Origin of the sequence: Variovorax sp. 679 (assembly GCF_003952185.1) — a bacterium.
GTDB lineage: Bacteria > Pseudomonadota > Gammaproteobacteria > Burkholderiales > Burkholderiaceae_C > Variovorax.
In genome coordinates this window covers 407,358-433,610 of the sequence record NZ_RXFS01000001.1, presented here as the reverse complement: position 1 = coordinate 433,610, position 26,253 = coordinate 407,358, and the positions used below count along the sequence as shown (strand labels likewise).

The following is a 26,253-nucleotide window of genomic DNA, read 5'->3' as shown; positions in this document are numbered from 1 at the left end:
TTTCAGTCCAGCAGCGCGGCAACGGCGGTGGGCGCATCGGCCAGCGTCTCGGCCAGCGGCTCGAACTCGGTGATGTTGTCGATCTCGGTGCCCATCGCGATGTTGGTCACGCGCTCCAGCATCACCTCGATCACCACCGGCACGCTGAACTCCGACATCAGCGCTTCGGCGCGGCGGATGGCCGGCGCGATCTCTTCCTGCCTGTTCACGCGGATCGCCTTGCAGCCCAGGCCCTCGACCACCTTCATGTGGTCCACGCCGTAGCTGCTTTCGATGCCCGCGTCGGGCGCCGCGTTGATGTTGTCGAACGCGAGCTGCACGCAGTAGTCCATCTCGAAGCCGCGCTGCGCCTGGCGGATCAGGCCGAGGTAGGAGTTGTTGACCACGATGTGGATGTAGGGCAGCTTGAACTGCGCGCCCACGGCCAGCTCCTCGATCATGAACTGGAAGTCGTAGTCGCCCGAGAGCGCGACGATCTTGCGCGTGGGGTCGGCGGCACGCACGCCCAGTGCGGCGGGAATGGTCCAGCCCAGCGGGCCGGCCTGGCCGCAGTTGATCCAGTGGCGCGGGTTGTACACGTGCAGGAACTGCGCGGCCGCGATCTGCGAAAGTCCGATCGTGCTCACGTAGCAGGTGTCGTTGCTGAAGTTGTTGTTCATGCACTGGTACACGCGCTGCGGCTTCATCGGCACTTCGTCGAAGTTGGTCTTGCGCAGCATGGTCCTCTTGCGCTCGATGCACGACTTGGCCCAGTCGCGGCGGTCGGGCAGGCGGCCGGCGGCCTTCATTTCCTCGGCCACTTCGACGAAGAGCTGGAGCGCTTCCTTGGCATCGGACACGATGCCGAAATCGGGCGTGAACACGCGGCCGATCTGCGTGGGCTCGATGTCCACGTGCACGAAGGTGCGGCCCTTGGTGTAGACGTCGACCGAGCCGGTATGGCGGTTGGCCCAGCGGTTGCCGATGCCCAGCACGAAGTCGCTGGCGAGCATCGTGGCGTTGCCGTAGCGGTGGCTGGTCTGCAGGCCGCACATGCCGGCCATCAGCGGGTGGTTGTCGGGAATGGAGCCCCAGCCCATGAGCGTGGGAATCACCGGCACGCCGGTGGCTTCGGCAAAGCGCACCAGCAGGTCGGACGCATCGGCGTTGATGATGCCGCCACCGGCCACGATCAGCGGGCGCTCGGCCGCGTTGAGCATGCCGATGGCCTTCTCGATCTGGGCGCGCGTGGCGGCCGGCTTGTAGGGCTTGAGCGGTTCGTAGCTGTCGATGTCGAACTCGATCTGCGCCATCTGCACGTCGAAGGGCAGGTCGATCAGCACCGGGCCGGGGCGGCCCGAGCGCATCAGGTGGAAGGCCTGCTGGAACACCTGCGGCACCTGGCCCGGCTCGCGCACCGTGACCGACCACTTGGTGACGGGCTTGGAGATCGATTCGATGTCCACCGCCTGGAAGTCTTCCTTGTAGAGCCGCGCGCGGGGCGCCTGGCCGGTGATGCAGAGGATCGGGATCGAATCGGCCCAGGCCGAGTACAGGCCCGTGATCATGTCCGTGCCCGCCGGGCCCGAGGTGCCGATGCACACGCCGATGTTGCCGGCCACCGCGCGGGTGTAGCCCTCGGCCATGTGCGAGGCGCCTTCCACGTGCCGCGCGAGGATGTGCGCGATGCTGCCGCGCTGGCGCAGCGCCGAGTACATCGGGTTGATCGCCGCGCCGGGCACGCCGAAGGCCTGCGTCACGCCTTCTTTTTCCATCACCAGAACCGCGGCCTGGACCGCTGTCATCTTTGCCATCTGAGTCTCCAGAAATGAATAAACCCCCAGGCTTCGCGCACTTCGTGTCGCTTCGCCAACCCCCTTGCTGGGGGCAACACCGGAGGCCCGGCAGAGCCGGTTCCTCGGTGTTCTCGGATCGGTAGGCTGACTGTAGGAAGCGGGGCGGATTCCAAGAAGACGGCTGCGGACCATAAAACCTATTCCAGGCTGGAATAAGTGACTACCATCCGGCCCATGGATAGATTGCTGGCAATGGAAATGTTCGTGCGGGTGGTCGAGACAGGCAGCTTCTCGAAGGCCGCGCGCGAGTTCAACACCACGCAGCCCACGGTGACCAAGCAGATCGCGGCCACCGAGGAGCGGCTGAAGGTGCGCCTGCTCAACCGCAACACGCGCGGCGTGAGCCTCACCGAGCCGGGCGCGCTCTACTACGAGAAGTGCAAGACCATCGTGCGCGAGGCCGAGGAGGCCGACAGCATCGTGCAGCTGCGGCAGACCCAGGCGCAGGGCCTGCTGCGCGTGGGCACCTCGGTGGCGTTCGGGCGGCGCGTGGTGGTGCCGCTGGCGCTCGAATACATGCGCCGCCACCCGCAGGTGCAGCTCGACCTGAGCTTCGAGGACCGTTATGTGGACCTCATCGCGCAGGGCATCGACGTCGCCATCCGCATGGGCAAGCTGGCGGATTCGTCGCTGGGCGCGCGCTACCTGGGCGTCAATCCGTGGGCGATGGTCGCGTCACCCGCCTACCTGAAGAAGCACGGCACGCCCAAGCGCGCTCAGGACCTGAGCGCGCACGTGGCGCTCATCTACAGCAGCGTGGTGGGCGACGAGTTCTGGCGCATGCACACGCCCAGGGGAGAGCCGGTCACGGTGCCCGTGTCGGGCCGCTTCCGCTCGAACAACCTCTCGGCCGTGCTGGCGGCGGCGCGCGACGGACTGGGCATCGCGCTGATGCCGCGCTACGTGGCCAGCGATTCGCTGGCTGCCGGCAAGGTGCGCGAAGTGCTCGGCGACCATGCGCTGCCCGAGCAGGAGATCCACGCCGTCTTTCCCTCGCCCAAGCTGGTGCCGGGCAAGGTGTCGGGCTTCGTGGCCTTCCTGCAGGGGCGCTTCGACGAAGGCTGGTGGGCGGCCTGAACTGCTTCAGGCTGGCACGAAGGCGCCGTGCAGCCCCAGCGGCAGGGCGTAGGGCAGCGTGGCCTGCGCCACCGGTCCCGTCGCCAGGTTGTCGGCCGCGAAGCACGACAGCACTGTCTTCTGCTTTCCGAAGTCGAACGCGGTGCCCAGCACCCAGCCCGGCTTCGAGCCATCGGGCACGAAGACATGCTCTTCAACCATGGCCTGCGTGCCATAGCTGAAGCGCTGGCTGCGGCCCGTCTCGACGTCGGTGCGCGCGATCGCGCCGAAGCCGGGCAGGTCGCGCCGGATCTGCGTGGCGTGCACCACCTGGCGATGCCGCAGGCCGACGCGCCGCGGGTCGATGCGCGGAAACTCCGCCTCCTGCGCCAGCGCCGTCTGCGTGGCCCGGCCGGAGGCCAGGTTCAGCGTGGCCACGGTCAGGTGCGGCTCGGTGGTCTTCACGCGGCGCGCGCGCATCACTTCGCGGTTGCTGGTGAACACCGAGTCGGCGTTGTCCGAGCGCACGTAATCGACGCGGATCAGCGTGCCGCGCGCTGTGTCTTCTTCCCAGGCATTGCCGACGTGGAACAGAAAGCCGGCCGGCAGAGCCAGCACCTGGCGCTTTTCCCAGTTCCGCTTGTCGACAACCAGCGCGCGCATGCCGAGTTCGGGCCGCCAGACGTGCGCGTCGAGAAAGCTCGCGCCGGCCTCCTTGCGCTTGCTGTCGTAGACCAGCGGCGGCAGCAGGAACACCAGGTGCCGCTCGGTGACGGCGAAGTCGTGGACCATCGGCATGTCGGCCACCGGCACCACGGCCGCGCGCCGCAGCGCGCCCTCGGGCGCGATCTCGTACAGCGCCAGCATGCCCTGGCCGGAACTCACGCCGAAGTTCCATACCGTGCCGTCCGGATCGACCTTGGGATGGGCCGAGAACGGCATGCCCGCGAGATCGGCACGCCAGGTCTTCACGCCCAGCGTGTCGAGCGTGCGCGCGTCGATGCGCGTGGCCGAGCCGCCTTCCCACAGTGCCAGCACCTCGCCGCCCATCGGCAGCACGCTGGTGTTGGCGACGTTGATGCTGTCGGCCGAGGTCGGCGGTTCCACGCCCGGCGGCATGGTGCCGAAAGCCTCGACAAGGCGGCGGCCGGCCTTCACTTCGGCCACGCGCTTGGGCGTGGCGACGTAGCGGCCCTGGTGCCGCACGTCGGATCCTTCGATCACGAAGCGGTGCACCATGCCGTCGCCGTCGAACCAGTGGTGGTAGCGCTCGCCGCCCATGTCGTGGCCGGCCGGGCCGATGCGGAACAGCGTGCCGGCCACGGCATCGGGGAAGCGCCCACGCACCGTGGCGCGGGTCAGGGGGAAGTCGTCGGGGGGCGTGGCGAAGCCGGTCTTCCAGGGGGCACCGGCAGTCTCGAACTGAGCCTGCCAGTCGTCCGTTGTGCCGGCCGCGCGCGCCAGCGGTGCCAGCAGGGGCAGGGCGCCGGCCGAAGCCAGCATGCGCAGGAGTTCGCGTCGTTCCATGATGGCGGCCTCCTCTTCAGTGCAGGTGGATGACGGTCTGCAGGTCGGCATCGACGTTGATCGCCGCGGCGTCGAAGCTGGGCGGGGCGCGGTTGCCCTTGGCGTCGTTCGAGAAGCCGTAGCGCTCGGTCGGCATGCCCAGGAGGTTGGTGTCGAGCTTGCCGTTGCCGTTCTCGTCGGCGAAGGCCCGCACCGCATAGCGTCCCGGCGCGAGCCCCGCGAACACGAGACGGGCCTTGCCGCCTTGCATCGGCGCGGTCTGCGACGCCACGGCCTTGCTCTCGGCATAGCCGGCGGCGTCGTTGTACAGCGCGACGTAGAGCGTCGCATCCGCGGCGGGGCCGTCGGCGACGCTCAGGCTCAGGTCGGCGGCGAAAGCGCCGGCGGGCAGGAAGACCGCGGCGGCGCACAGGGCGCGCACGGCCGGGTGGGTGATGAATGCGGGAAGTCGCATGGCGGGCCTCGTTGGAAGTTGAGGGCCCGACGATCTCGCAGGCTGGCCTGGGTGCCCAGCGCGATGTGACGAAACGCAGGATTGCGCACGCGAAATGCGCGCGAACGGGGGTGGAAGGGGCGTTACGGGCGGGTGCCCGCGCCCGGTTCAGCCCTTTTTCTTGCCGTTGTCGGCGCTTTCCGCGCCTTCAGCCACCTCGTGGCCGTTGCCGACATGCCCCGAGTCGGCGAACAGGCTCCACGCAGCCATGAAAAGCGCCGCGATCACCGGCCCGATCACGAAGCCGTTGATGCCGAAGATCGCCATGCCGCCGATGGTCGACATCAGCACGATGTAGTCGGGCATCTGCGTGTCCTTGCCCACCAGCACGGGGCGCAGGATGTTGTCGACCAGGCCGATGACGAACACGCCCACGAAGATCAGCGTGCCGCCCTGCCAGAAGTGTCCCGTGGCCAGGAAGTAGATGGCCACCGGCCCCCAGATCAGCGCCGCGCCCACCGCCGGCAGCAGCGACAGGAAGGCCATCAGCACCGCCCACAGCAGCGCGCCCTGCACGCCGAGGAACCAGAAAGCCAGCCCGCCGATCGTGCCCTGCGCCACGGCCACCGCCACGTTGCCCTTCACGGTGGCGCGGATCACGGTGGTGAACTTGTTGAGCAGGTAGTGCGTGTGCGGCTTGGCCAGCGGCAGCGCGTCGCGCACCCGCTTCGAGAGGTCGGCGCCGTCGCGCACCAGGAAGTACAGCAGGTACAGCATCACGAAGAAGCTGACGATGAAGTCGAAGGTGTTCTGGCCGATGGCGAGCGCCTGGCTCGCGATGATCTGGCTCGCCTGCCCGGCGGCGGCCGAGATGCGCGCCTGCCAGGCGGCCATGTCGCCGAGGTTGAAGCGCTCGACCAGGTTCAGCAGCCATTGCGGCGAGGCGTCGAGGATCTGCTGGAAGTAGGAAGCGAAGTTGATCTGCCCCGAACGGATGCTCTGCGTGACCAGTGCGATCTCCTGCACCAGCGACACGCCCACCATGGCCAGCGGCAGGATCACGATGAACAGGCAGATCGTCAGCGTGGACAGCGCCGCCGCATTGGGCTTGCCGCGCATCTTCTTCAGCAGCCGCTTGTAGAGCGGCGTGAACAGGATCGCCAGCGCCACGCCCCACAGCACCGCGCCGAAGAACGGCATCAGCACCCAGAGGAAGGCGACGGTCACGACGGCGAGAAGGGCGAGGAACACGCCGCGCTGGAGTTGGGGTGAGTTCATAAGTGTCTCGGACTGTAGCCGAGCCCAGCGGCGGCGGAAGCCGTCCGCCGGCCGCGGCTCACTCGATCGATCGAGGATCTGCCGTCCTGGGTCGGGAATATCGAGATAAATCGCACCAAAGCTCGCTCGTTTATTTCAGATGGCCGAATTCGCGTCGGCCTGCGTCCTAGGATTACCTGCAAGAAATAAAAGAGGGAGGTGAGCGTGAGCTCAATTTGCAATTGTTATTCGTGCAGAACGATTTGCCCGTGGATTTGCCCGTGGACTTCTCGCCGTATCTGCATACATCGGCCTTCTCATGATCCGGCACGCCGGATTCAGATCCCGTCGGCAGAGGCGCCGTAATTCCGCAAGCCGGAAGCCCGTGACGAAGCCGGTTCCATGCGCATGCGCGACGGAGCCTCCTTTTCTTTGCCAATCGATTTTCACGACACAAGCAGACGCAGTCAGGGAGACTGGACAATGGGATCAGGCACGCCCCAGCGGCCACCATCGGGCGCACATCAAGGCCAGCCCGCACCAACACCGATCGCCGAGCGCGAGCCTCAGACGGCCGTCGCTCCGCTGAACACCATCGCCAAGGAAGACATCGCCGCCGCGAGCAAGGTGGTGGACGAGTGGCTGCGGTCCTTCACCGGCGGCTACGTCACGCTCGATCGACTGACCACGGTGCTGGGCAGCATCCCGATCGTGGGCAACGTCATGGCGCTGGTGGATGTGTTTCTCGACATCGTCACCATCCTCGAGAAGAGGTCGACCGATGCCGTCACAAGGTTCCTGAACTGGGCCAGCCTGGGCATCAATCTCATCGGCCTGATTCCTGCGCCGCCCACCATGGCCGCAGCGCGCATGAGCCTGCGGCCCACGCTGCATCTGGTCAAGCAAGAGCTCATGCATGGGGCCAGGAATCTTGGCGAGACCATCGTCACCACGCTGGTGGGACATCTGAATGCATCCATCGTCGGTGAACTTGAGACCTTCATCGACGGGGCCATCGCCAGGCTCTCGGGCATTCTGGAAGACTGCGCAAGGCTCTCCGACAGCATATTGGACAACCTGATCGGCATCCTTCAGCGCGTTCTCGGCGGGCAAGACCTCCTCACCATCGCCAAGCCGGGGGCCGCGGAAACCAACGACTACGATCCCAAGACCCAAAGCACATGGAGCGGCATGTGGCGCCGGGCGGTGAAGTACTCCGAGGGCACGGCCAAACGAGCCGCCAACTACGCCGCCAGGAAGGCAGCCGGCTACCTGCCTGAAAGCGTCAGGGTCAAGGTCAACGAGGTGATCGCGAGTCTGAGCACCTTGAAGGTGGACTTTCGCAAGCAACTGACGGACCTAGCCAGCCAGGAACTGGAGGGCAGCATCATGTGGCTGCTGCGTAAGCTGCTGGCGGCCATTGCGCAGCGGAAGAGCCTGCGCGCGGCAATCGTGTCGCCAGGTGCCGGTGCCGAAGCGACAAAAAACAGGGCCGACACCCGGGTCGAGCACCTCCGTGTGCAGGCCCCTGTCAACGGCGATCCCGGTTGCAAGAATTGTCCGGTTTCCGGTGCATCGGTGCCCTCGGCAAGCAAGTTCGCCATCAGCCTTGCGACCGGCTGTGAAAGCTTCACTCACGTCGACTTCACGCTGGCTGCGCCGTTGCCCATCACCTGGGCGCGCATCTACCGCAGCAATCTTGGCGCTTTCGATCAGGGCAGCCTCGGCGCGAGATGGCTCACGCCCTACAGCACTCGCGTGGATATCGCCACGCCGGCCCAAGGTCCGCGAGCCGGCCAGCTCAGCCTGATCTATCACGGCGCGGACGGCCGCAGTCATGCCTACCCACTGCTGGCCGTGGGCCAGGGCCATCGCGATGCCATCGAAGAAGTGACGCTCACGCGCCTGAGCGAGACGCTGTTGACCGTGGATTTCGGCAAGCCCGTATCGGCTGGCGAGGCCGGCGACTGGCGCGAGGTCTACGAACTTGTGAATACCGTGGCTCGCAAGGTTTCGACCCAGGGCAGGCAGAACTTTCGCCTCGTCGCGCTGCATGCCGGAAAGGAAGCCGTCGTCGGCTTGCGCTACGACCACGTGATTGCGGCCACTGGCGAGCAGGTTCTGAGCGACATCATCAGCAAGCAAGGTGGGCTCACGATTGCCCATGTCGGCACGCGCCCCGATGCGCAAAGCGGATTGATCACCAGCCTGTGGGAGATCAAGGGCGGCCAGGTTGTGCGCCAACTCGCTGCCTATGCTCACGATGCCGAAGGCGACCTCGTCTCGGCACAGGACGAAAACGGCGGGAGCTGGAGCTACAGCTACAGCCATCACCTCGTGACCCGTTACACCGACCGCACCGGCCGCGGCATGAACCTCGAATACAACGGCACCGGCGCCGATGCAAAGGCCGTGCGCGAGTGGAGTGATGACGGGAGCTTTGCCCTCAAGCTGGAGTGGGACAGGAACATCCGGTTGACCTATGCGACCGACGCACTTGGCGGTGAGACCTGGTATTACTACGACATCCTCGGCTACACCTACCGGATCGTCCATCCAGACAAGCGCCAGGAGTGGTTCTTCCGCGATGAAGCAAAGAACATCACTCGTCATGTTCATACCGATGGCAGCACGGACGACTTCAGCTACGACGCCGACGGCAACCTGCGGACCCACACCCGGGCCGACGGCAGCCAGGTGCACCTTGCGCACGACAAGCGCGGGCGCATGACGGGCCTGCGCGACGCCGAGGGTGGTGTCTGGAAGCGCGACTACGACGCCGACGGCAACCTCGTCGAAGAGATCGACCCGCTGGGGCACAAGACCGAATACGCCTACGACAAGGCCGGCCGGCCGTTGCGAATTACTGATGCGAGGGGCGGCGTCAAGACGCTGGCCTATACGTACGCTGGTCAACTTGCCAGCCACACCGATTGCTCGGGCAAGACCACTCGATGGGAATACGACGAGCAGGGGCGCTTGGTCAAAGCGACTGATGCAATGGGCCAGAGCACCCGCTATCGCTACACCGGAGCGAACGGACAGCGGCAGGCTACGACCGCGACGAATGCCAGCCATCCAGGCCAGCTCGAGGAAATCACCCTGCCCGACAACACCAGCGAGTATTTCGTGCACGACGCTGAGGGGCGCCTGCTCGCGCACACCGATGCGCTGGGGCGCAGGACGAGCTACGACTACACGCGCTCCGGCCTCGTGTCCGAGCGCACCGACGCGGCAGGCCACACGCTCAAGTACCGCTGGGATCTGCTGGGACGTTTGAGCGAACTCCACAACGAGAACGGCAGCCGCTACGACTTCCGCTATGACCCGGTGGGCCGGCTGCTGGAAGAAACCGGCTTCGACCGCAAGATCACCCGATATCGCCATGAAGAGTCCACCGGGGTGCTGTCGGAAGTGGTCGAGGGCGAGCACACCACGCTGCTGCAATTCGATCCGATCGGCCGCCTGAGCGAGCGCCAGGCCGGCGGCGGCGCCGAAAGCTTTGCCTACGACCGCAACGGCCGATTGATCGAAGCCAGGAACAGCGATGCGAAGCTGCAATGGTTCTATGACCCCGCGGGCAACCTGACGCGCGAGCATCAGCACTACGTGGAGGGCGCACGCACCGCGGTCTGGCAACACCGCTACGACGAACTCAACCAGCGCATTGCAACCATTCGCCCCGATGGTCACCTGACCCAGTGGCTCACCTATGGCTCGGGCCACGTGCACGGATTGCTCATCGACGGGCAAGACATCCTGGGCTTCGAGCGCGACAACCTGCACCGCGAGATTGCGCGCGAGCAGGCCAACGGGCTCATACAGAAGCAAAACTACGATCCGGCCGGCCGATTGCTGGAGCAGCAAATATCCCAGACCAGGCGCGGTGCCCTCGAACCCATCGGCATCCGCCGCAGCTACCAATACGACAAGGTCGGCCAGTTGATCGCCATCGGCGACAGCCGGCGCGGCAACCTGCGCTACCGCTATGACCCGGTAGGGCGACTGCTCGAAGCCAACAGCCGGCTGGGGCGCGAGACCTTCGCGTTCGATCCAGCGGGCAACATCGGCGACTCGTCCTCAGACGTGGAAGGCGGTGCGCAGCCGGCGGGCCGCACCACCAATCGTGTTGCCGTTCGCTCGGGCGGTGACGGCCGCAGCATGGTCGGCAAGCTGATGGACAACCTGCTGAAGGACTACGCCGGCACCCACTACCAGTGGGATGAGCGCGGCAACCTGATCGAGCGCAGCCGCAACGGCGAAAAGACGGTGTTCACCTGGGACGGCTACAACCGCATGCGCAGCGCCGAAGCCTTCGGCGAAATCACGCGCTTCAGCTACGACCCGCTGGGCCGCCGCATCGCCAAGCGCACGCGGCATGCGTGCACCTTGTTCGGCTGGGACGGCGACACGCTGGCGTTCGAGAGCACGCAGAGCACCGAGGGGCGGCAGGAGCATGTCTGGCGAGGAGACAGCGTTCACTACATCCATGAGCCCGGCTCGTTCGTGCCGCTGGTTCAGATCCGGCAGGCGCGGGCAGTTGCGTTGAGCCAGACGACGGATGTGAAGGCGCTGATGGCCGACAACGGCGGACGCTATGACATCGAGCAGGATCCGCTATGGAATGGAGAACAAAGCCAAACGCCTGCGCCATTTGTCAAGGAAGAGATTGCTTTCTACCAGTGCGATCACCTGGGCACGCCGCAGGAGCTGACGGATCATGAGGGGCGTGTGGCCTGGTCGGCGAGCTACAAGGCTTGGGGTGAGGCGAGGCAGGCGATCAGTGAGGCGGGTAGGAAAGCGGGGTTTCGGAATCCGATCCGGTTTCAGGGGCAGTATTGGGATGAAGAGACGGGGCTGCACTACAACCGGTATCGGTACTACGACCCCCACTCTGGACGATTCATCAGTTCGGATCCAATCAAGATCCTGGGTGGATTGAATGTTTTTGCGTATGCAAAAAATTCAATAAATCATATAGATCCGCTTGGTCTGGCAACAACGCCGGCAACGATCACGGCGTCTGAGATTACCGATAAAACGCGATCTGAAATAAGAGCGTTGGCCGCTGCCAAGGGATTGACTTCTACTGGACAACCCGATTCCTCTGGATTGCCTCGGAAATGGAAGTGTCCATGTACCGGCAATCAAAGGTTGCGGTTAGATCGTGGCCATATTGATCAACAGACAGGACTGCCTTATAACGATCCAAAAGCTGCGGTTGATCATGTTCATGCTTATCAACCGGATGGAGTAACGAAGATTTTTTCGCCAGTAGATGGAAATGCGCATTTCCCAACAAAAGGATCATGAAAATGAAGGAATCTATTAAACGCTATACATCCGTGGATGGTTGTATTGATGTATGGATTGAACAGGATTCATCTATCCAGTTGAAATCAATATCAGAATTTGGGGATCCGGTTGAAATGACGGCCGAAGAGGTTCGGCTGTTGGCGGAAAATCTAATGAGATTGGCTGATCTGTTGGATGAAATTGATCGGTAATTTAAAATGGGTTGACGGGGTTGCATGAATTATGGGGCATGAATATAATTTGATTTTTGAAAATGCCTCTTTGATGTCGAGTTTTATAGACTCACTGAAATCCAGTGAAGCTTGTGTCAAAGCTCGTGAGCGGGAAATTTATCTGAAGGATCAATTTCTAAAAACTGTGGCTGAATATGATGCCAGGCTGATTTGGAAGGGTGAAAAGAAAATCTTCCCTCGCTATATCCGTGAATTGGATTTCTTCCTTCTGGCCATGAGTGATGATGACCTGGATGAGTTTTACATCAACGAAGAGAGTTGTCGTGCCAGATTGTTTGATGCAATGAAAGCAGACTTTGACCGTTTTGGCCCGGTGAGCAAGCAGAGGGTGCTGGAAGCCATCGAGTTCATCTTGTCGTCCGGCCAATTCGAAAAGTTCTGGGGTTACGTGGTTCCGCAATCAGTACCCTTGGACGAAGTCGAAGATAAGCCCGGCTACCTTCGTGCTCTATATGAGAAGCTGTCGGGCCATGCGCCACCCATGTGCGACTTCGGCCCCGATGTGGAGCTGGTTTCCACCATCAGCCCGCCTGGCATCGACATACGCGAGTAGTTGGAGGTGCTGCCGCACCAGCGTTGCGAGTGCGTGTGGCCGAACGCCCTTCAGCGCCGTGCGCGCGGCAGTGCCACCGGCGCCAGCGTGGCCTTGAGCCTGCTCGGCGCATCCGGCTCGGCCGCAGCATCGACCTCCAGCGCCCGTTCGACATTGCCGATGTGCTCCAGCATCAGCCGGCGCGCCGCGGCCGTGTCGCCGGCCTCGAGCGCCGCGACGATGGCGCCGTGCTCCGCGCACGACTGCCCGGCTTCGTGCTTCGACTGGTAGAGCGTGGCCGCCAGCGTGGTGCGCGCCGTGAGGTCGCGCAGCACGTCGACCAGCAGCTGGTGCCCCATCTGCTCGGCCAGGCAGACATGGAAGTCGGCCAGCAGGAAGGCGCGCGTTGCGGCATCGGCGCCCTCGATGGCGCGCTGCTCGTCGGCGATGTGGTCGCGCAGCTTGCGGATGACTTTCGACAGCGGCCGGCCAGCGCTGGCCTCCAGAATGCCGGCCTCCACGATGCGCCGCGCGGAGAAGGCGTCGCGCGCCTCTTCGGCCGAAGGCTCCACCACGTACCAGCCGCGGCGCGACTGCACTTCGACGAAACCACGCGCCTGCAACTGCATCAGCGCCTCCCGCACCATCGTGCGGCTCACCGAGAAGTTCTCGGCCAGCGCCTGCTCGCCCAGCCGCTCGCCCGGCGCGAGCTTCTGCGCGAGGATGGCCTCGACGACGCGTTCGGCGATGACGGTGGGGCTGACTTCGGCGGGCATGGTTCTTCCGGGTTTCTTCTTCAGTGGGCGCGCGATGCTGCTGCAGCGGCGGTGCCCGCGGTGTTTACCACGGCCTCTGCCTCTGCCTCGGCTTCGGCCAGCGGCTCGTCGTCGGGCGAATAGTTGCCGTCGAGCACCGCATGGGCGCGTTCGCGGTCGATGTCGCCTTCCCAGGCGGCGATGGCCACCGTCGCCACGCAGTTGCCGATCAGGTTGCCCAGCGCGCGGGCGATGCCCATGAACCAGTCGACCGACAGCACCAGCACCAGCCCGATGGCGGGAATCGCCGGAATCGCGTGCAGCGTGGCGGCCAGCACCACGATGGCCGAGCCCGGCACGCCGTGCGCGCCCTTGGAGGTGACCAGCGCGATCGCCAGGATCGTCATCAGGTCGGCCATCGAGATCGGCGTGTTGGTGGCCTGCGCGATGAACACTGCCGCGAGCGTGATGTAGATCGAGAAGGCGTCGAGGTTGAACGAGTAGCCCGTGGGAATCACCAGGCCCACCGTCGAGTCGCGGATGCCCATGCGGCGCAGCTTGGCCATGACCTGCGGCAGCACGCTGTCCGACGAGGTGGTGGCGAACACGATGGTGAGCTCTTCACGCAGGTAGCGCAGCAGCTTGATCAGGCTGAAGCCCGACATGCGCATCACCAGCCCGAGCACCACGAACACGAAGACCAGCACCGCGCCGTAGAAGAGGGCGACCAGCATGCCCAGCTGCTTGAGCGAGCCGATGCCGTACTGCCCCACCGTGAACGCGATGGCGCCGAGCACGCCCAGTGGCGCCAGCTTGATGATGATGCCCATGATCTTGAAGAGCACCAGCGAGAGCGCATCGACCACCACGGCCACCGGCTTGCCGCGCTCGCCCAGCAGCGTGAGCGCGCAGCCGAAGAGCACAGCGAACAGCAGAACCTGCAGCACGTCGCCCGTGGCGAAGGCGTTGACCACCGTGGTCGGGATGAGCTTCATCAGGAACTCGACCGTGCCGCCGCTCGTGAGCTTGTCGGCGTTCGAGGCATAGGCGCTCATCGCCGCCGGATCGAGCTTCGACGGATCGACGTTCATGCCCGTGCCGGGCTGGAACACGAAGGCCAGCACCAGGCCCATCGCCAGGGCGATGGTGGTCAGCACCTCGAAGTAGATGAGCGACTTCACGCCCACCCGGCCCACGCGCCGGAGGTCGCCCGCGCCGGCGATGCCGTGCACCACCACGCAGAACACCAGCACCGGGATGATCATCTTGATCAGCTTGATGAAACCGTCACCGAGCGGCTTGAGCTTGACGGCGTACTCGGGGGCGAGAAGCCCCGCGAGCACGCCGAGCACCAGCGCGATGACCACCTGACCGAAAAGCGATTTGGCGAAGCGGGGCATGGAGTCTCCTGTCTGTCTGTCGTGTCTGGGTTTTTGCATGCAAGCAATGCCAGTTCTTGCATGCAAGAAATGTAGGCAAGACGGTCGAGGAGGCGTCAGAGGGTATTCCCGGGCGCGGAAGCCGTGGGAATCGGGGCGCGAAAACGCTTTTCAGGGGGATTCGGGCCTGTCGCCGGAGCGGGTTCCGGCAACAGGATCGCGGGCTCCGCCGCAGCGAAGCCCGAAGGCGCTCAGCCCGGAATGTTCGGCTCGACCAGCTGCGCCAGCGAGACCAGCGACTCCTGCCAGCCCAGGTAGCACATCTCGGCGGGGATCACGGCGGGAATGCCTTCCTGCACGATGGAGACCTCCGTGCCGCAGGACACCGCCGTCAGGCTCACGGTCGTCTTCATGGTGCCCGGAAGATTGGCATCGTCGAAGCTCGCGTCGTATGCGATGCGGCTGTGCGGAACGAGCTCCAGGTACTTGCCGCCGAACGAGTGGCCGTGGCCGGTGCCGAAGTTGGTGAAGGACATGCGCCAGGCGCCGCCCACCACTGGCTCCATCGCGTGGACCTTGCCGGTGAATCCGAACGGCGGCAGCCAGCGCTCGAACGCGCCGGGTTCGGTGAATGCGCGATAGATCCGCTCCGGCGAGGTGCGCAGGACACGGTGCAGGCGGACGGTATTGGTGTTGGTAGCCATGGCTGATTACTCCTGAAGAACCGAGGATGACCCTCAGCAGCACGTCGGGCGAGCGTGAGGAGAATCGACATGCCGGGAGATAGGTGAAAACCCTGATCCGCGGGGGCGTTGCTTCTTTTCCTGCTACTACCGGCAGTCGTTCCAGTAGGCATCGACGTTCGCCTCGAGCGGCGTTGCGACCCGTTTCAGCGACACCCGGCCCTGAGCGTCCCGGGCGACGACGAAGACGTGGCCGTCCTGGACCGGGAAGCCGTTGCGCAGGAACTTGAAGCCGCTGCGCACCGACGGGAAGTCGGCCCTGCTGAGTGCGTTGCGCAGGTCACTGCGATTGGCGACGGAGCCTCCCGTTTCCTTCAGCGCGCTGTCTATCAGGAGCGCCGCATCGAAACCCTGCGCGGCATATTGCGACGGGATGCGCCCGTACTTCCTTTCGAAGGCCGGAACGAAAGCCTTGTTCGTGGGGCTCGGCAGGTCGGGGCCCCAGACCGAGCCTGCAAGCACGCCGAGCGCGGCATCGCCGAGCAGCGGCAGCGTCGTGCCGTCGACCGTGCCGATGGTCAGCAGGGGGATCCTGTTCAGCAGGCCCGACCGGTTCATCTGCCTGATGAAGTCGACGCCCATCTGGCCCGGAAGAAAGGCGACCACCGCGTCCGGCGCGACGGACCGGATCTTCGCCAGCTCCGCCGAGTAGTCGGTCTGGCCGGGCCGGACGTGGAGCTCGTTCACCACCTCCCCCGAGTAGAAGTGCCTGAAGCCGCGCAGCTGCTCCTTGCCCGACTGGCTGTCGGGCGCCAGGAACAGCGTCTTCCACCAGCCCTTGTCGACTGCGTACCGTCCCACGATCCCGGCCTGGTATTCGTCCTGGGACGAGGTGAAGAAGAACTTACTGTTGCACTGCCTGCCGGCGAGCGGCGCAGGGCCGGCGTTCGATCCGACGAACAGCGTGCCCGACCTGGCCAGCGGCCTGGCCATGGCCATCATCACGTCGGAGGAGGTCACGCCGGTGATGAGGCCGACCTTGTCCTTCTGGACAAGGTTCTCCACCAGCTGCGCGCCGAGTTCGGGGTCCTGCCGGTCGTCTTCCCTGATGACCGTCACGGGCACGCCGCCGAGCATTCCGTTGCGCTGCTCCACGGCCAGCATGAAGCCGTCGTACTGGTCCTGCCCGAGCGCCGCCGACGGTCCGGACAGCGTGGCGATGAAGCCGATCTTCACCTGGGCTGAGGCGGCCAGCACAGCGGTGCCCAGAGCGCAGGCGAGGAGGACCGAGCGGATGCGGTGGATCAAGACATTCCTTGTGTTCAGGTGAGGAGAAAGGCGGGCCGGCGTCCCGGGGCCCCGGGGCGCACGGACCTTCGGTCAGAGGCTCTCGAAGAAGTACGCCAGCACGGTGTTGTCGATGAACCCGTTGTCGAGCATCTCTTCCGGCAGCGGCTGCATGGCCTCGTCGAAGCCGATCTGCTCGAACTGCCGGTCTTCCAGGATTCGCACCAGCGGCGCGCAGAGCGCGTGCAGCCGCGCGTGGCCGGTTGCCAGCTCCCAGAGTCGCCCGTTCATGGCGTACGGCAGGACGACGAAGATGCGCAGGTCGAAGCGCACGAGGAAGCGGGCGCGCAGATCCTTGCCGAACTCGCACTCGATCAGGTGCGAGTAGAGGTCGTTGCCCGGGGCACTCGCCGTCACGCGCGCCTTGTTCGCGCCGAAGGCTTCGCTCACGGCATCGAACTCGGGCGTGCCTGCGTCGGGCAACGGTGCAAATTCTCTTTCGGCGGCGAGGGCCTCGAGTTTTCGGAGCGTCGGATTCGTCGGGTTCATTGGGGAAATTGTGTCACCACGGTCCGCTCGTCATGCACGGGCCCGCCGCCCGCCTTCTCGAGGATGACGCGCCCGCCGCGCACTTTCGTGACGTTGTCGGCTCCCCGTCCGGTGACCCGGCCGAGGTCGGGGTTCTCGAAGCGCAGCCGGGCGACGTTGGGTGCACCCTGTCGGGTGACGACCGTGCCCGGGGCGTAGATGATTTCGTCGGTGAATTTCTGTCCGCCTTCGGTCACGCGGAATCGCCCCTTGCCGGCCTGGGGCACGGAATTGGCATGGTGGCGCGAGTGCCCCAGATGCTGCCGTGACTTCGCCGTGTAGGTTCCCCTGCGAGCGACCGAGAGGGCTTCGATGGGTGTGAGCCCTTTCGAACGCAGGATCATGTACTTCTGCTTCAGCGTCAGCGGGCACCAGCCCAGCGGGTCGGCCCAGCCGGTCGGGTTGTCGGCGTACCCGTGCAGGTTGATGCCGCCTTCCAGCCCGATCGGATCGGGACTGATGAAGCGTCCGATGTCCGGGTCGTAGAAGCGGAAGGTGTTGTAGTGCAGCCCGGTGTCGCGGTCGAGGTACTGCCCCTGAAAACGCAGGTTCTGTTCCACCGGCCGTGGCGCTTCCTCGCCCTGCCGGACGGGGCGGCCGTCAAGCGCGGTGACTTCCCATTGCTCGGTGACGGTCGCGCCCCAGGTCCTGTAGCTTGCGCGCCAGCACAGGTTGCCGTCTTCGCTGCTCAGTTCCTCCGGCATGCCGGAGGGGGAGTTGTGGAAGTGAAGGATCCGTGCGGAGGGCGCCGCCGCCGTGGGCGCGCTCTTCGCATCCACGCGTGCCATCGGCACGTGGCTGCCGGGCTCGTACACATAGCTGACCACCTGCGAACCCCGGCGCTCCTCGATCAGCCGCAGGCCTTCCCACACGAAGCGCGTGGTGCCGAAGGCATCGTGCCTGGCCACGCGCCGCCCCATCGCGTCGTAGTCGAAGCGCGCGACCTGCGTGGCGGCCTCGGGCGTGTGCGGGCGCCGCGTGGTGTGCACGGCCACGAGTCGGTTCTCGTCGTCCCATTCGAAGCGCTGCTCGGTGTGCCTGCCCGACTTCTTGCACGCCAGCCGGCCTTGGCCGTCGTAGATGTAGCGCTTGTCCTCGAACACGCGCACGAGGTTGTCGCGCACGTAGCCGCGCACCTCGCCTTGGGGCATGCCGGCCAGCGACGCATCGAGCAGGTTGCCGGCCGGGTCGTAGGCAAAGCGTTCCTGGTTGGCAGCGCCGCGCATGGTCTGCGCGCCGGGCAGCGGCATGCGCGCGGTTTCCTCGATGCGACCGGTGGCGTCGTAGCGGTATCCGGTCGTGCCCTGCAGCGAATGACGGCTCTGGCGCAGCTCGCCCGCGGGGTCGTAGCTGTATTCCTTCATCAGTCCGTCGAGCAGGCGGGCATTCGAGGTGCCCGCGCTGTCCATGGCCTGGCGCCAGGCGGCGTCCCGCGTGCTGAAGGAGGAAGCGAGCGATCCCGGTCGGCTCCAGGTGGCGGCGCGGCGCCCCAGCGGATCGAGTGCGAAGCGCGTGGAAAGCGCACCCTGGCTGCGCGAGATCTCCCGGTGCAGGTCGTCGCGCTCGATGTCGCTGATGAGCTGATGCACGGCCGGCGCATCGCCGCGCTGCAGCGAGAGGTTGACCTGGTGCAGGTGGCCCGAGCCGTAGTGCAGGTAGTTCAGTGCGCGCAGGGCATCGTCCTGCCCCCCGAGCGCCGGGAGCAGGGTGCACGTGCGGTTGCCGAGCGCGTCGTGCTCGTGGCGCAACTGGTGCCGCTCGCCGGTGACTTCGTCGATGGCCGTCTCGCCCACCAGCCGGCCGAGCCTGTCGTATGCGAAGCAGTTGCGGTGCAGCGCGCGCAGCTGCGCCGGCTTGCCCTCGGCTTGCGGGCCCACCACTTCCAGCCTGACGGCGTCGATGAGCTGGTCGAGCGCGTTGTAGCGATAGCGGTAGTGGTGCGTGGCCGTGCGTTTTTCCACGAGCCGGCCCACCGCGTCGCGAACGAGCTCGGTGCGCAGTGGTTGTACCGCGCGGCGCGGGCCGTCCGGCGCGAGGTCTTCGTCACCGATGCCAGGGTAGTGCGTGATGGCGGCCGGCCAGCCGCCGGCGTCGTATTCGACCTGCACGCGCGTGCCGCCCACGCGGCGCTCTTCCACCACGCGGTCGGCCTCGTCGTGGACGAACTCGAAGCGCAGGCCGTTCTCGTTGACGATCGACTGCAGCCGGCGGGCACCGTCGTAGTTCCAGCCGACCCGCCTGCCTTCCGCGTCCTGGCGCCACAGCGGCTCGCCGCGCCGGCCGAGCGAGAAGCGCGTGGTGCGGCTCAGCGCGTCGGTGCTTGCGACCAGCCGGCCCGCCGCGTCCCGCTGGAACGACTGGTGGCTGCCGTCGGGCTGCGAAACGCCGAGGACGCGCCCCATGGCGTCGTGCGTGAACCGCGTCTGCTGGCCCGCCGCATCGGTCACGGCCTTCAGGTACCCCCGTTCGTCATAGGCATGGCGCGTGGTCTTGCCGGAGCAGTCAGTCTGCGAGACGAGCTGCGCGCATTCGTTCCAGCTCAGCCGGCTGATGCCACCCCTGGCGTCGGTGATGGCGATGGGCAGGCCGCGCCTGTCGTAGCTGTATTCGGTGACGTGGCCGAGCGGATCGGTCTCGCGCACGAGATTGCCTTCGTCGCTGTAGGCATAGGTCCAGGCGCTGCCGTCGGGCAGGGTCTCGCGCCAGGGCAGGCCGAGCTCGGTCCAGCCGGTGCTGAGCGTGCGGCCGAGCGCGTCGGTGCGGCTGCTCATGAAGCCTTGCGCGTCGTAGGTGCAGCGGGTGACGGCACCGTTGGGCTGCGTCATCGCGACGAGCTGGTCCAGCTCGTTGTACTGCGCCTGCCACCGCATGCCCGCGGCGTCGGTGTACGAGACGAGCTGGTGCTGCGCGTTCCAGCGCCAGACGAAGACACGGCCCAGCTGGTCGACGACGCGGGTTTCGCCGACGGCCTGCGCGCCTTCCGCCTCCAGCGGAGAAAAGCGGATGTCGCAGCTCTCGCCGTCGTTGGTCCAGTGGCGGCGAACCCGGGCGTCCTTGCCCGCTCCGCTCCATTCGTAGTGGCACTCGAGTCCCGCCGCATCGGCGTGGAAGCTCATGAGGCCGCCCTGCGCTTCGTAGCCGAAGCGGCGCACCACCTCGCCGTTGCGGTTGCTCACCTCCAGCAGGCGGCCCTCGGCATCGTGCCGGTAGGCCACCAGCAGGCAGGGCGTTTCGCCCGGCGCGCCCACCGCGAGGCGGACCGCGCGCAGCTGCCGGCCGTCGCCTGTGTAGTCGAGCGCGAGCAGGCGCCCGGTGCTGTCGGTCAGCTCGTGCAGCCGGCCCTGCGCGTCGTGGCGCAGGTCGATGAAGTTGCCGTTGCGGTCTTCGAGCCGCGACAGCTTCAGCGTCTGTTCGCGCGGCAGGTCTTCGCGCGGCGGCTGGAAGATGAAGAACAGCCCGCCCGGTACGTGGATGAAGTAGTGGCCGCTCTCGGTGCGGCACAGGTCCAGGCCGTCGCGCAGGCTGTACTGCCGCGTGCCGGGTTCGATGTCGGGCAGCTCCAGCAGCCGGCCCTGTTCGTCGACGAGCGTGAGTACGTGCTCGCCCGCCGCGCCGGTGCCCGGGCGCAGCTCCATCGCGTAGGGCAGGTTCCAGCCTTGTCCCAGCGCGCCGTCGCTGCGCAGGTCGTGGCTGCTGTAGAAGCGCTGCCATTCGATGGGCAGCGGGCCCGGCAGGGTGAAGTCGAGTTCGCTTTCGCCGCCCAGGAACTTGCCGCCGGTCACCGCGTGCACCGGGTTGCCGAAGGAGCTCACCATGCCGTGGATGCCCATGCCCAGCCCCACGGCACCTTCGATCAGGCAGGGCAGGGCGTTCCTGCCCTGCCGCGCGAGCTTCGGCAGGCAGCGCAGGCCCTTGTAGATCATGACCACGTTGAAGATGGTCACCAGCACCTTCGAGATCAGCGGCACCTCGTCGGCCACCTCGCGCACGCGCGCGGTCGGCCCGCCGATGAAGACGGTGGACGAGCCCTTGCTGACCTTGGCGCCGCACTCGGTGTGGTCGTCCTTGCGAGAGGCCACGCCCATGTTGATGAAGACGGTTTCGGCGCCCTCGGCCAGCAGGATCTGCGGCGAGTCCCTGGAGCAGCTCACGGTGTCCATCGGCACCTCGGGCGAGGCGCGCGCCGCGCCGGTGGCCTTGCTGTCGATGAACACGTCCAGCGAACCGCTGGTGATCTTGCCGGTGACCGTGAGCGTCTCGGGCACCAACGCATCGGCGGCGGCCTCGCCGAGCCCCGCGCCGATGTAGCCGCCTGCGGCGCGCGCGCCGACCACCACCAGCCCCGCCACAAGCGGCCCGGCCAGCCCGCCGGTGCCGACGATGGCCGCCGCGGCCAGCCCAGCGGCAAAGCCCACGGCGATGCCGCCGATCAGCCCGCCCGCGAACTTCGCCCAGAACCGCGCGTGCGCATTCGTGTGGGCGATGGGGTCGTGCAGGCGTGCCGCGGGTTGACCGGCCATGGTGTGCGTGCTTGCGTGCGTGGCCTGGTGGCGTCAGCCTCGCGGCTGGAAGCTCGCGAGCGCCCGCTGCCAGATCGCGAGGGCCTCGGCGTCGAAGGGCAGGGGACTGCTGGCCGTGAGGATCAGCACGTTCCGGCTCGAGGCCGACGGAAGGAACACGGCCTGCCGCTGGTGCAGCGCCTGCCCGTTCTGCCTGAACTGCGTGGCGAGCTCGATGCCGCGCAGGTTCAGCATCGGTGGGCCGATGCCGACTTCGCCGCGCGACAGTTCCTTGAGCTGGCTCACCTGCCGCGTGAGATCGTTCATCTGGCGCGTGACGAACTGCGGCAAGGTTTCCTGCGTCCGCAGCGCGTCGCGGCTCACGACGAGCGTGGTGCCCGAGCCGTCGGGCATCGCGAGGACGTTCATCGAGCGGTCGATGCGGCCGTCGTCGGGGATGTCGAACTGGCCTTCCTGGATGTGATAGTTCATTTTTCTCTCCCAGCCTTTCGGGCGTGCCGCCTATGAGGGGTCGAAGGCCACCTGGGCCAGGCAGTCGGGGTTGCGCTCCGTGAACCCGAACGACAGCCGGCCCCAGCCGAGCGTGGCGGTATGGGTGGTGGCCTCGTCGAGCGACCGGCCGCGCGGCACTCCGGTGATCTCCAGCTTCGCGTAGTGCTGGCGAACCTCGGCCATCGGTACGCAGCGCCCACCCAGTTCGAGAACCAGGAAGCCCGGGTGCGGTCCTTCGCGTTTGATGCGAAGGTCGATGCGTGCGAGCTCGGTGCCATCCCCGAGGCGCACCGGCGTGCCCTCGAAGAAGCGGAATACGTCGCCGCCCTCCGCGTGCGTGTCGCTCAGGGTGGTGGAAAGCGTGCGGCCGACCTTCTGCGTGGAGAACGGCAGTTGCGCCGCCAGCGCTTCGATGGCCTGCCAGAGCGTCATGGCCGTGGCCTGCGGATTCACGGGTTCAGTGCTTGCCGCCATGGGTCTTGTCGTAGGAGTTGCCGTAGTACAGGGTGTATTGCTCGCCGGTGGTCGAGGTGTTGAGCGTGCCGTAGTAGCTGCCGGCCGCGGCTCGCGCGGCCTCCCGGGTACCGCCCTTGACCATGACGTTGTAGGCATCGTTGAACGCGGCCACGTTCGTCGGGTTCGCTCCCTTGAGGATGTCGACCTTGGCCGCGCCCCAGACTTCGCGCTGCACCTGGATCTGGTTCAGCGCGGCCTCGCCCTCGGAGCTGAGCATGCTGTTGACGAAGGCGCTCTTCGAGGAAACATCAGGCTTGAACTTGTACGAGTAGACCGCATGCCCGACCTCGTGCGACAGCGAGGCGGTGGTCCTGTAGGGGTCGCTCTTCTCGTTGCTGTCGATCACGATGCGCTTGACGCCGGGATTGGTGTTGGCATATGTGCCGCCGCCCGCGGCTCCATAGCCGATCTTCCATCCCTGGCCCTGCAGGAACTTGATCTGGTTCTGCAGCGTGGGCGATCGCGCCGAGATGGCATCGACGCCCTTGCCAAGACCGGTGGTCACGTAGCCAGGCGGCGCGGCGGCGGGTACGGCGCTCTCGGACGCGCCGGCCGACGTGGCCGCCGCCGCGGGCGCCACCGGCACAGCTTCCTCCACCACGGCTTCTTCAGCCTGGCTACCGATGGGCGCTTCGCAGTTCAGGAAAATCTTTCCGCCCCGCTGATCCAGGTTGTCCGTGAAGTTCACCAACCCCTTCACCCCGTTGATCTTCACCGTCCCGTCCGCCAGCAGCACGATCGACGACTTGCCGCAGATCAGCGAGATGCTGGTCTTTGCCGTGACGAACACGTCCTGCTCGGCCGCCTGCACGAGCACCGACTTCTGGCCGGTGAGGTTGGCGTTGGCCGTGGTGGAGGTCACCGAGGCGTCGGTCTTCGAAACGAGGTTGATCGCACCGGCGCTCGCGTGCGAGACGATGTCGCCGTCCGACACCACGTTGACCTGCCCGCCCTCGCTCACCTGCGTGAACATGCCCTTGGCGGCCAGTTGCGTGAGCTGCGCGCCGGTGGTCATGGTCATCGCCGAGGTGGAGCGCATCGACACGCTCTGTCCCGAGCTCATGACGATGGGCCGGGGGCTGATCATCGTCTGGCCCTCGGGGCTCACGATGGAGACCACGGGCTTGTCGATCCTGCGCGAGAGGTCGAGCATCTGCTGCGCATCGGCCATGGCCGGGTCGGGGTCGTCCGAGACGCCGGCCTCGGGCGATCCGCCTGCGGCCAGCGCGGTGATGGCCTGCGAGATGCCGCCCACCGACTGCACGCCCTGCACCAGTCCCGAGAGCAGCTGGTTCTTGCCCTGCGCCATGGCGCTGACCAGCGACTTGGTGGCGGCCACGGCTTGTCCCGCCGCCTGCATGAGCGCGCTGCTCTGTGCGAGCGCGGCACCCATGTGCTCGTGGCCGTCGGGGTTGTCGCGCGAGGTCTTCTGCGCGAAGTCCTGCGTGTAGGTGGTCAGCAGCAGGCCCTTGTCCGCGCGGATCGAGCCCCACTCGTTGGTACGCAGCTCGAAGCCGTAGCTGCGCTGCACGCCCGAGCCCTGGTTCATCAGGTAGCCCATGTGCAGGTGGGTGTTGCCGTGGTCGGTGGAGAGCTCGATGTGCTCGGTGCCGCGGCTGTCCTCGAAGCGCAGCATGTGCTTGCCTCCGCCGCCCTTGCTCCAGTTCGACTGGAAGCCGGTCTGGGTCTTGTGGCGCGGCAGTTCCCACGGCGGCATCTGCGCGGCGTTGTATACGCAGCCGGTGACGATGGGGTGGTCGGGGTCGCCGTTGAGGAAGTCGACGATCACTTCCTGGCCGATGCGCGGGATGTGCATCGCGCCGTAGCTGCTGCCGGCCCAGGTCTGCGACACGCGTATCCAGCACGAGGAGTTCTCGTCGCGCCTGCCGTGGCGGTCCCAATGGAACTGCACCTTGATGCGGCCGTACTCGTCGGTGTGGATCTCCTCGCCGGCCGGGCCCACCACCACGGCGGTCTGCGGGCCGGTGGTGCGCGGGCGCGGCGTGACGCGCGCGGTGCGGTAGGGTGCGCCTTCGGGCAGCACCTCGAAGCCTTGGCGGTAGCTGGTGCTGCTGGTCGATTCGCGGTGCGGCGCGTCGGCGGCGCCCACCACGCGAAGGGCGTTCTCCTGGAAGTCGTAGGTGACGGCCTCGATCAGGTAGCGCCGGTTGTCCTCGGCGTTCGGATGGCGCGCCAGCTCGAACAGGTAGCCGGGCGCCATGTGGCGCAGGTTGCCTTCGGCACTCACCAGCTCGCGGCGCCCGGTCAGTTGCTCCAGCCGCAGGCGTGCGTAGTTCTCTCCGTCGCCCATCTCGGTGTAGCCGCCGGGCCAGTCGTACATCTCGAAGCTGTCGTGGCTGTGGCCCGCAGGCTGGCGGCGCAGGGTGTCGATCTCGGCGTTGGGCTTCCTGAAGTCGTAGTCGTCGGCCGCGAAGTTGCCCGGGGCGATGTCCTCGCCGTGATGCCAGGTGTCGATGAAGTCCTGCTCCAGGATCTGCGCAGCCAGCACGCCCGCGTGATAGGGCACCTTGGCCGGTCCGGCGGGCAGGTCGGCGTGCGAGTCGGGGCCGTCGCACAGCACCAGCTGGTGGCTGCCCTTGGCGTGCGAGAAGAAGTAGTAGATGCCTTCCTGCTCCATCAGCCGGCTGACGAAGTTGAAGTCGGTCTCTGCGTACTGCACGCAGTACTCCCAGGTGCGGTAGTTGCCGCCCAGCCTGGCGTCGATGGCGAAGCCGTAGGGTGCCAGCACCTCCTGCAGGATCTGCGGCGCCGTCTTGAACTGGAAGATCCTGAAGTCCGACCGGCGGGTGGCGTACCAGAGCCACGGCCGCAGCGTGGCCTCGTACACGCACATGTCGCCGTCGTCCTTGCCGACGCAGGCGAAGCGCGCGACCTGGCCGCTGAGGAAGCGCAGGCCCGGTCCGCCCAGTTCGGTGGCGAGATTGATCTCGATGGTCATGTCCTCGCCGAGCAGTCGCTTCGGCGAAATGCCCTGCATGTCGCTCACGAGTCGCACGCGCGACTCGAACAGGGTGGAGATGCGCTCCTGTCCCGTCATCGAACGGAACTTGAGGCGCTCGCCCAGCGAGCTGTGGGCGATGAAACTGCGGGTCATCCTGACGCTCGGCCGACGGAGGGAATCAGGTTTCCTTGTTCTCCTTGATGTTCCAGGCCAGCACCGTCTCGGCGCCCTTGCCGCCCTTGTCGGTCTGCTCCCAGTACTGCTGCTTCACCTTCGCGGCCTGGAACGCGTACTGCACGAACACCGCGTCCGAGCCCTGCTCGGCCGTGTACTGCACCGAGGTCACCAGCACCTCTTCGAGCGTCACGCGGGTGTATTCGATCTGCGAGCCCCCCGCCTTGCACACCGACACCTCCACCTTGCTCAGGTGCTTGCCGCTGGCGCAGTTCTTCATGACCGACGGTGCCGCCTTGTCGATGCGAGCCAGAACCTGCAGGTCGTTGAAGCTGGCCTTGCCGACTCCGCCGCCACCGCCGCTGACCATGTTGCCGGGCTGCGTCGCGCCCCACGCGAACGACTTGATGTCGCTCCACTCCTTGTGGTTCGAGTCCTTCGATTCGCCGTTCGCGCCTTCAACGCGCATGAACATGTCCACTGCCATGATTGATCGCTCCCCTGGGTTGTTGCGTATGCCCGGGAAGTTAAGCAAATCGGAGCCTGGCTGCCAGTGCAGAAGGTCACTGAGAAAAAAGAGCTATACCGCCGGATCCGGCGGCTTCCGGCTCCTTGGGGCACCTTTTTCCCGCACCCGCGCTACCTGCTCCTGCCTCCAGAGCCTGCGAAGCCGCGCCGTCAGGCTTCGCGGGATACGTAGTTCCCCTC

The 26,253-nt window shown here is 66.1% G+C and carries 18 protein-coding genes; 4 read left to right on the top strand and 14 right to left on the bottom strand.

Annotated elements, in window-relative coordinates; translation table 11 throughout:
* Positions 1-2 precede the first annotated feature (2 nt).
* Positions 3-1,793, bottom strand: coding sequence for a glyoxylate carboligase (gene gcl, locus EJO71_RS01975; protein WP_125947050.1), 1,791 nt, complete (start codon positions 1,791-1,793; stop codon positions 3-5).
* Positions 1,794-2,009: 216 nt separating this feature from the next.
* Between gcl and EJO71_RS01970 the strand changes: the two genes are divergently transcribed.
* Entirely contained in the window at positions 2,010-2,912 is a 903-nt protein-coding gene (locus EJO71_RS01970) for a LysR family transcriptional regulator (protein WP_125947051.1), read from the top strand.
* Between the two features lie 6 nt (positions 2,913-2,918).
* On the opposite strand, the gene EJO71_RS01965 is transcribed toward EJO71_RS01970, so the two are convergent.
* The 3 genes from EJO71_RS01965 to EJO71_RS01955 all read right to left on the bottom strand — a co-directional run bounded on the left by EJO71_RS01965 (position 2,919) and on the right by EJO71_RS01955 (position 6,129).
* The gene (locus EJO71_RS01965; protein WP_125947052.1) at positions 2,919-4,418 is read right to left on the bottom strand and encodes a carotenoid oxygenase family protein; all 1,500 of its coding nucleotides are present in this window, start codon (positions 4,416-4,418) and stop codon (positions 2,919-2,921) included.
* A 16-nt stretch (positions 4,419-4,434) separates the two neighbouring features.
* Positions 4,435-4,872 carry a DUF2141 domain-containing protein gene (locus EJO71_RS01960; protein WP_125947053.1) on the bottom strand — a complete coding sequence of 146 codons (438 nt, stop codon included), beginning with the start codon at positions 4,870-4,872 and terminating at the stop codon, positions 4,435-4,437.
* Positions 4,873-5,019: 147 nt separating this feature from the next.
* Complete coding sequence (locus EJO71_RS01955; RefSeq protein WP_125947054.1) at positions 5,020-6,129, bottom strand: AI-2E family transporter; 1,110 nt, start codon at positions 6,127-6,129, stop codon at positions 5,020-5,022.
* A 381-nt stretch (positions 6,130-6,510) separates the two neighbouring features.
* Here EJO71_RS01955 and EJO71_RS01950 point away from each other — a divergent pair, with 381 nt between their 5' ends.
* Genes EJO71_RS01950 through EJO71_RS34685 form a run of 3 tightly spaced genes read left to right on the top strand, consistent with a single transcriptional unit; the run spans position 6,511 to position 12,210 of the window.
* Positions 6,511-11,421, top strand: coding sequence for an RHS repeat-associated core domain-containing protein (locus EJO71_RS01950; protein WP_240651250.1), 4,911 nt, complete (start codon positions 6,511-6,513; stop codon positions 11,419-11,421).
* Positions 11,418-11,615 (top strand): hypothetical protein, encoded by a 198-nt coding sequence (locus EJO71_RS01945; protein WP_125947055.1) that lies wholly within the window; start codon positions 11,418-11,420, stop codon positions 11,613-11,615. The genes EJO71_RS01950 and EJO71_RS01945 overlap by 4 nt, the downstream gene beginning before the upstream one ends.
* Before the next feature lie 49 nt (positions 11,616-11,664).
* Positions 11,665-12,210 carry a hypothetical protein gene (locus EJO71_RS34685; protein WP_240651251.1) on the top strand — a complete coding sequence of 182 codons (546 nt, stop codon included), beginning with the start codon at positions 11,665-11,667 and terminating at the stop codon, positions 12,208-12,210.
* 50 nt (positions 12,211-12,260) lie between these two features.
* Here EJO71_RS34685 and EJO71_RS01935 read toward each other — a convergent pair whose 3' ends face one another.
* The 10 genes from EJO71_RS01935 to EJO71_RS01890 all read right to left on the bottom strand — a co-directional run bounded on the left by EJO71_RS01935 (position 12,261) and on the right by EJO71_RS01890 (position 26,032).
* Positions 12,261-12,965: a GntR family transcriptional regulator gene (locus tag EJO71_RS01935; protein WP_125947056.1), complete on the bottom strand. Its 705-nt coding sequence runs from the start codon at positions 12,963-12,965 to the stop codon at positions 12,261-12,263.
* A gap of 20 nt (positions 12,966-12,985) precedes the next feature.
* Positions 12,986-14,344, bottom strand: coding sequence for a C4-dicarboxylate transporter DctA (locus tag EJO71_RS01930; RefSeq protein WP_125947057.1), 1,359 nt, complete (start codon positions 14,342-14,344; stop codon positions 12,986-12,988).
* A 230-nt stretch (positions 14,345-14,574) separates the two neighbouring features.
* Positions 14,575-15,027, bottom strand: coding sequence for an SRPBCC family protein (locus EJO71_RS01925; RefSeq protein ID WP_125947058.1), 453 nt, complete (start codon positions 15,025-15,027; stop codon positions 14,575-14,577).
* A 126-nt stretch (positions 15,028-15,153) separates the two neighbouring features.
* The gene (locus EJO71_RS01920; protein ID WP_164546725.1) at positions 15,154-16,314 is read right to left on the bottom strand and encodes an ABC transporter substrate-binding protein; all 1,161 of its coding nucleotides are present in this window, start codon (positions 16,312-16,314) and stop codon (positions 15,154-15,156) included.
* 72 nt (positions 16,315-16,386) lie between these two features.
* Positions 16,387-16,776 (bottom strand): hypothetical protein, encoded by a 390-nt coding sequence (locus tag EJO71_RS01915; protein ID WP_125947060.1) that lies wholly within the window; start codon positions 16,774-16,776, stop codon positions 16,387-16,389.
* A gap of 62 nt (positions 16,777-16,838) precedes the next feature.
* Positions 16,839-21,401 (bottom strand): RHS repeat-associated core domain-containing protein, encoded by a 4,563-nt coding sequence (locus EJO71_RS01910; protein ID WP_125947061.1) that lies wholly within the window; start codon positions 21,399-21,401, stop codon positions 16,839-16,841.
* Between the two features lie 33 nt (positions 21,402-21,434).
* Complete coding sequence (locus EJO71_RS01905) at positions 21,435-21,872, bottom strand: DUF1795 domain-containing protein (protein ID WP_125947062.1); 438 nt, start codon at positions 21,870-21,872, stop codon at positions 21,435-21,437.
* A gap of 30 nt (positions 21,873-21,902) precedes the next feature.
* Positions 21,903-22,367: a hypothetical protein gene (locus tag EJO71_RS01900; protein WP_240651252.1), complete on the bottom strand. Its 465-nt coding sequence runs from the start codon at positions 22,365-22,367 to the stop codon at positions 21,903-21,905.
* The gene (tssI, locus tag EJO71_RS01895; protein ID WP_125947063.1) at positions 22,351-25,524 is read right to left on the bottom strand and encodes a type VI secretion system tip protein TssI/VgrG; all 3,174 of its coding nucleotides are present in this window, start codon (positions 25,522-25,524) and stop codon (positions 22,351-22,353) included. The genes EJO71_RS01900 and tssI overlap by 17 nt, the downstream gene beginning before the upstream one ends.
* 25 nt (positions 25,525-25,549) lie before the next feature.
* Positions 25,550-26,032, bottom strand: a complete 483-nt coding sequence (locus EJO71_RS01890) for a type VI secretion system tube protein Hcp (RefSeq protein WP_125947064.1) — start codon at positions 26,030-26,032, stop codon at positions 25,550-25,552.
* Positions 26,033-26,253: the final 221 nt, after the last annotated feature.

Bases quoted from the DNA above. Each gene is read 5' to 3' on its own strand.
- EJO71_RS01960 (WP_125947053.1), bottom strand. From the start codon at position 4,872: ATGCGACTTCCCGCATTCATCACCCACCCGGCCGTGCGCGCCCTGTGC.
- EJO71_RS01930 (WP_125947057.1), bottom strand. From the start codon at position 14,344: ATGCCCCGCTTCGCCAAATCGCTTTTCGGTCAGGTGGTCATCGCGCTG.
- EJO71_RS01945 (WP_125947055.1), top strand. From the start codon at position 11,418: ATGAAAATGAAGGAATCTATTAAACGCTATACATCCGTGGATGGTTGT.
- EJO71_RS01890 (WP_125947064.1), bottom strand. From the start codon at position 26,032: ATGGCAGTGGACATGTTCATGCGCGTTGAAGGCGCGAACGGCGAATCG.
- EJO71_RS01935 (WP_125947056.1), bottom strand. From the start codon at position 12,965: ATGCCCGCCGAAGTCAGCCCCACCGTCATCGCCGAACGCGTCGTCGAG.
- EJO71_RS01925 (WP_125947058.1), bottom strand. From the start codon at position 15,027: ATGGCTACCAACACCAATACCGTCCGCCTGCACCGTGTCCTGCGCACC.
- EJO71_RS01950 (WP_240651250.1), top strand. From the start codon at position 6,511: ATGCGCATGCGCGACGGAGCCTCCTTTTCTTTGCCAATCGATTTTCAC.
- tssI (WP_125947063.1), bottom strand. From the start codon at position 25,524: ATGACCCGCAGTTTCATCGCCCACAGCTCGCTGGGCGAGCGCCTCAAG.
- EJO71_RS01900 (WP_240651252.1), bottom strand. From the start codon at position 22,367: ATGGCGGCAAGCACTGAACCCGTGAATCCGCAGGCCACGGCCATGACG.
- EJO71_RS01965 (WP_125947052.1), bottom strand. From the start codon at position 4,418: ATGGAACGACGCGAACTCCTGCGCATGCTGGCTTCGGCCGGCGCCCTG.
- EJO71_RS01905 (WP_125947062.1), bottom strand. From the start codon at position 21,872: ATGAACTATCACATCCAGGAAGGCCAGTTCGACATCCCCGACGACGGC.
- EJO71_RS01910 (WP_125947061.1), bottom strand. From the start codon at position 21,401: ATGGCCGGTCAACCCGCGGCACGCCTGCACGACCCCATCGCCCACACG.
- EJO71_RS01970 (WP_125947051.1), top strand. From the start codon at position 2,010: ATGGATAGATTGCTGGCAATGGAAATGTTCGTGCGGGTGGTCGAGACA.
- EJO71_RS01955 (WP_125947054.1), bottom strand. From the start codon at position 6,129: ATGAACTCACCCCAACTCCAGCGCGGCGTGTTCCTCGCCCTTCTCGCC.
- gcl (WP_125947050.1), bottom strand. From the start codon at position 1,793: ATGGCAAAGATGACAGCGGTCCAGGCCGCGGTTCTGGTGATGGAAAAA.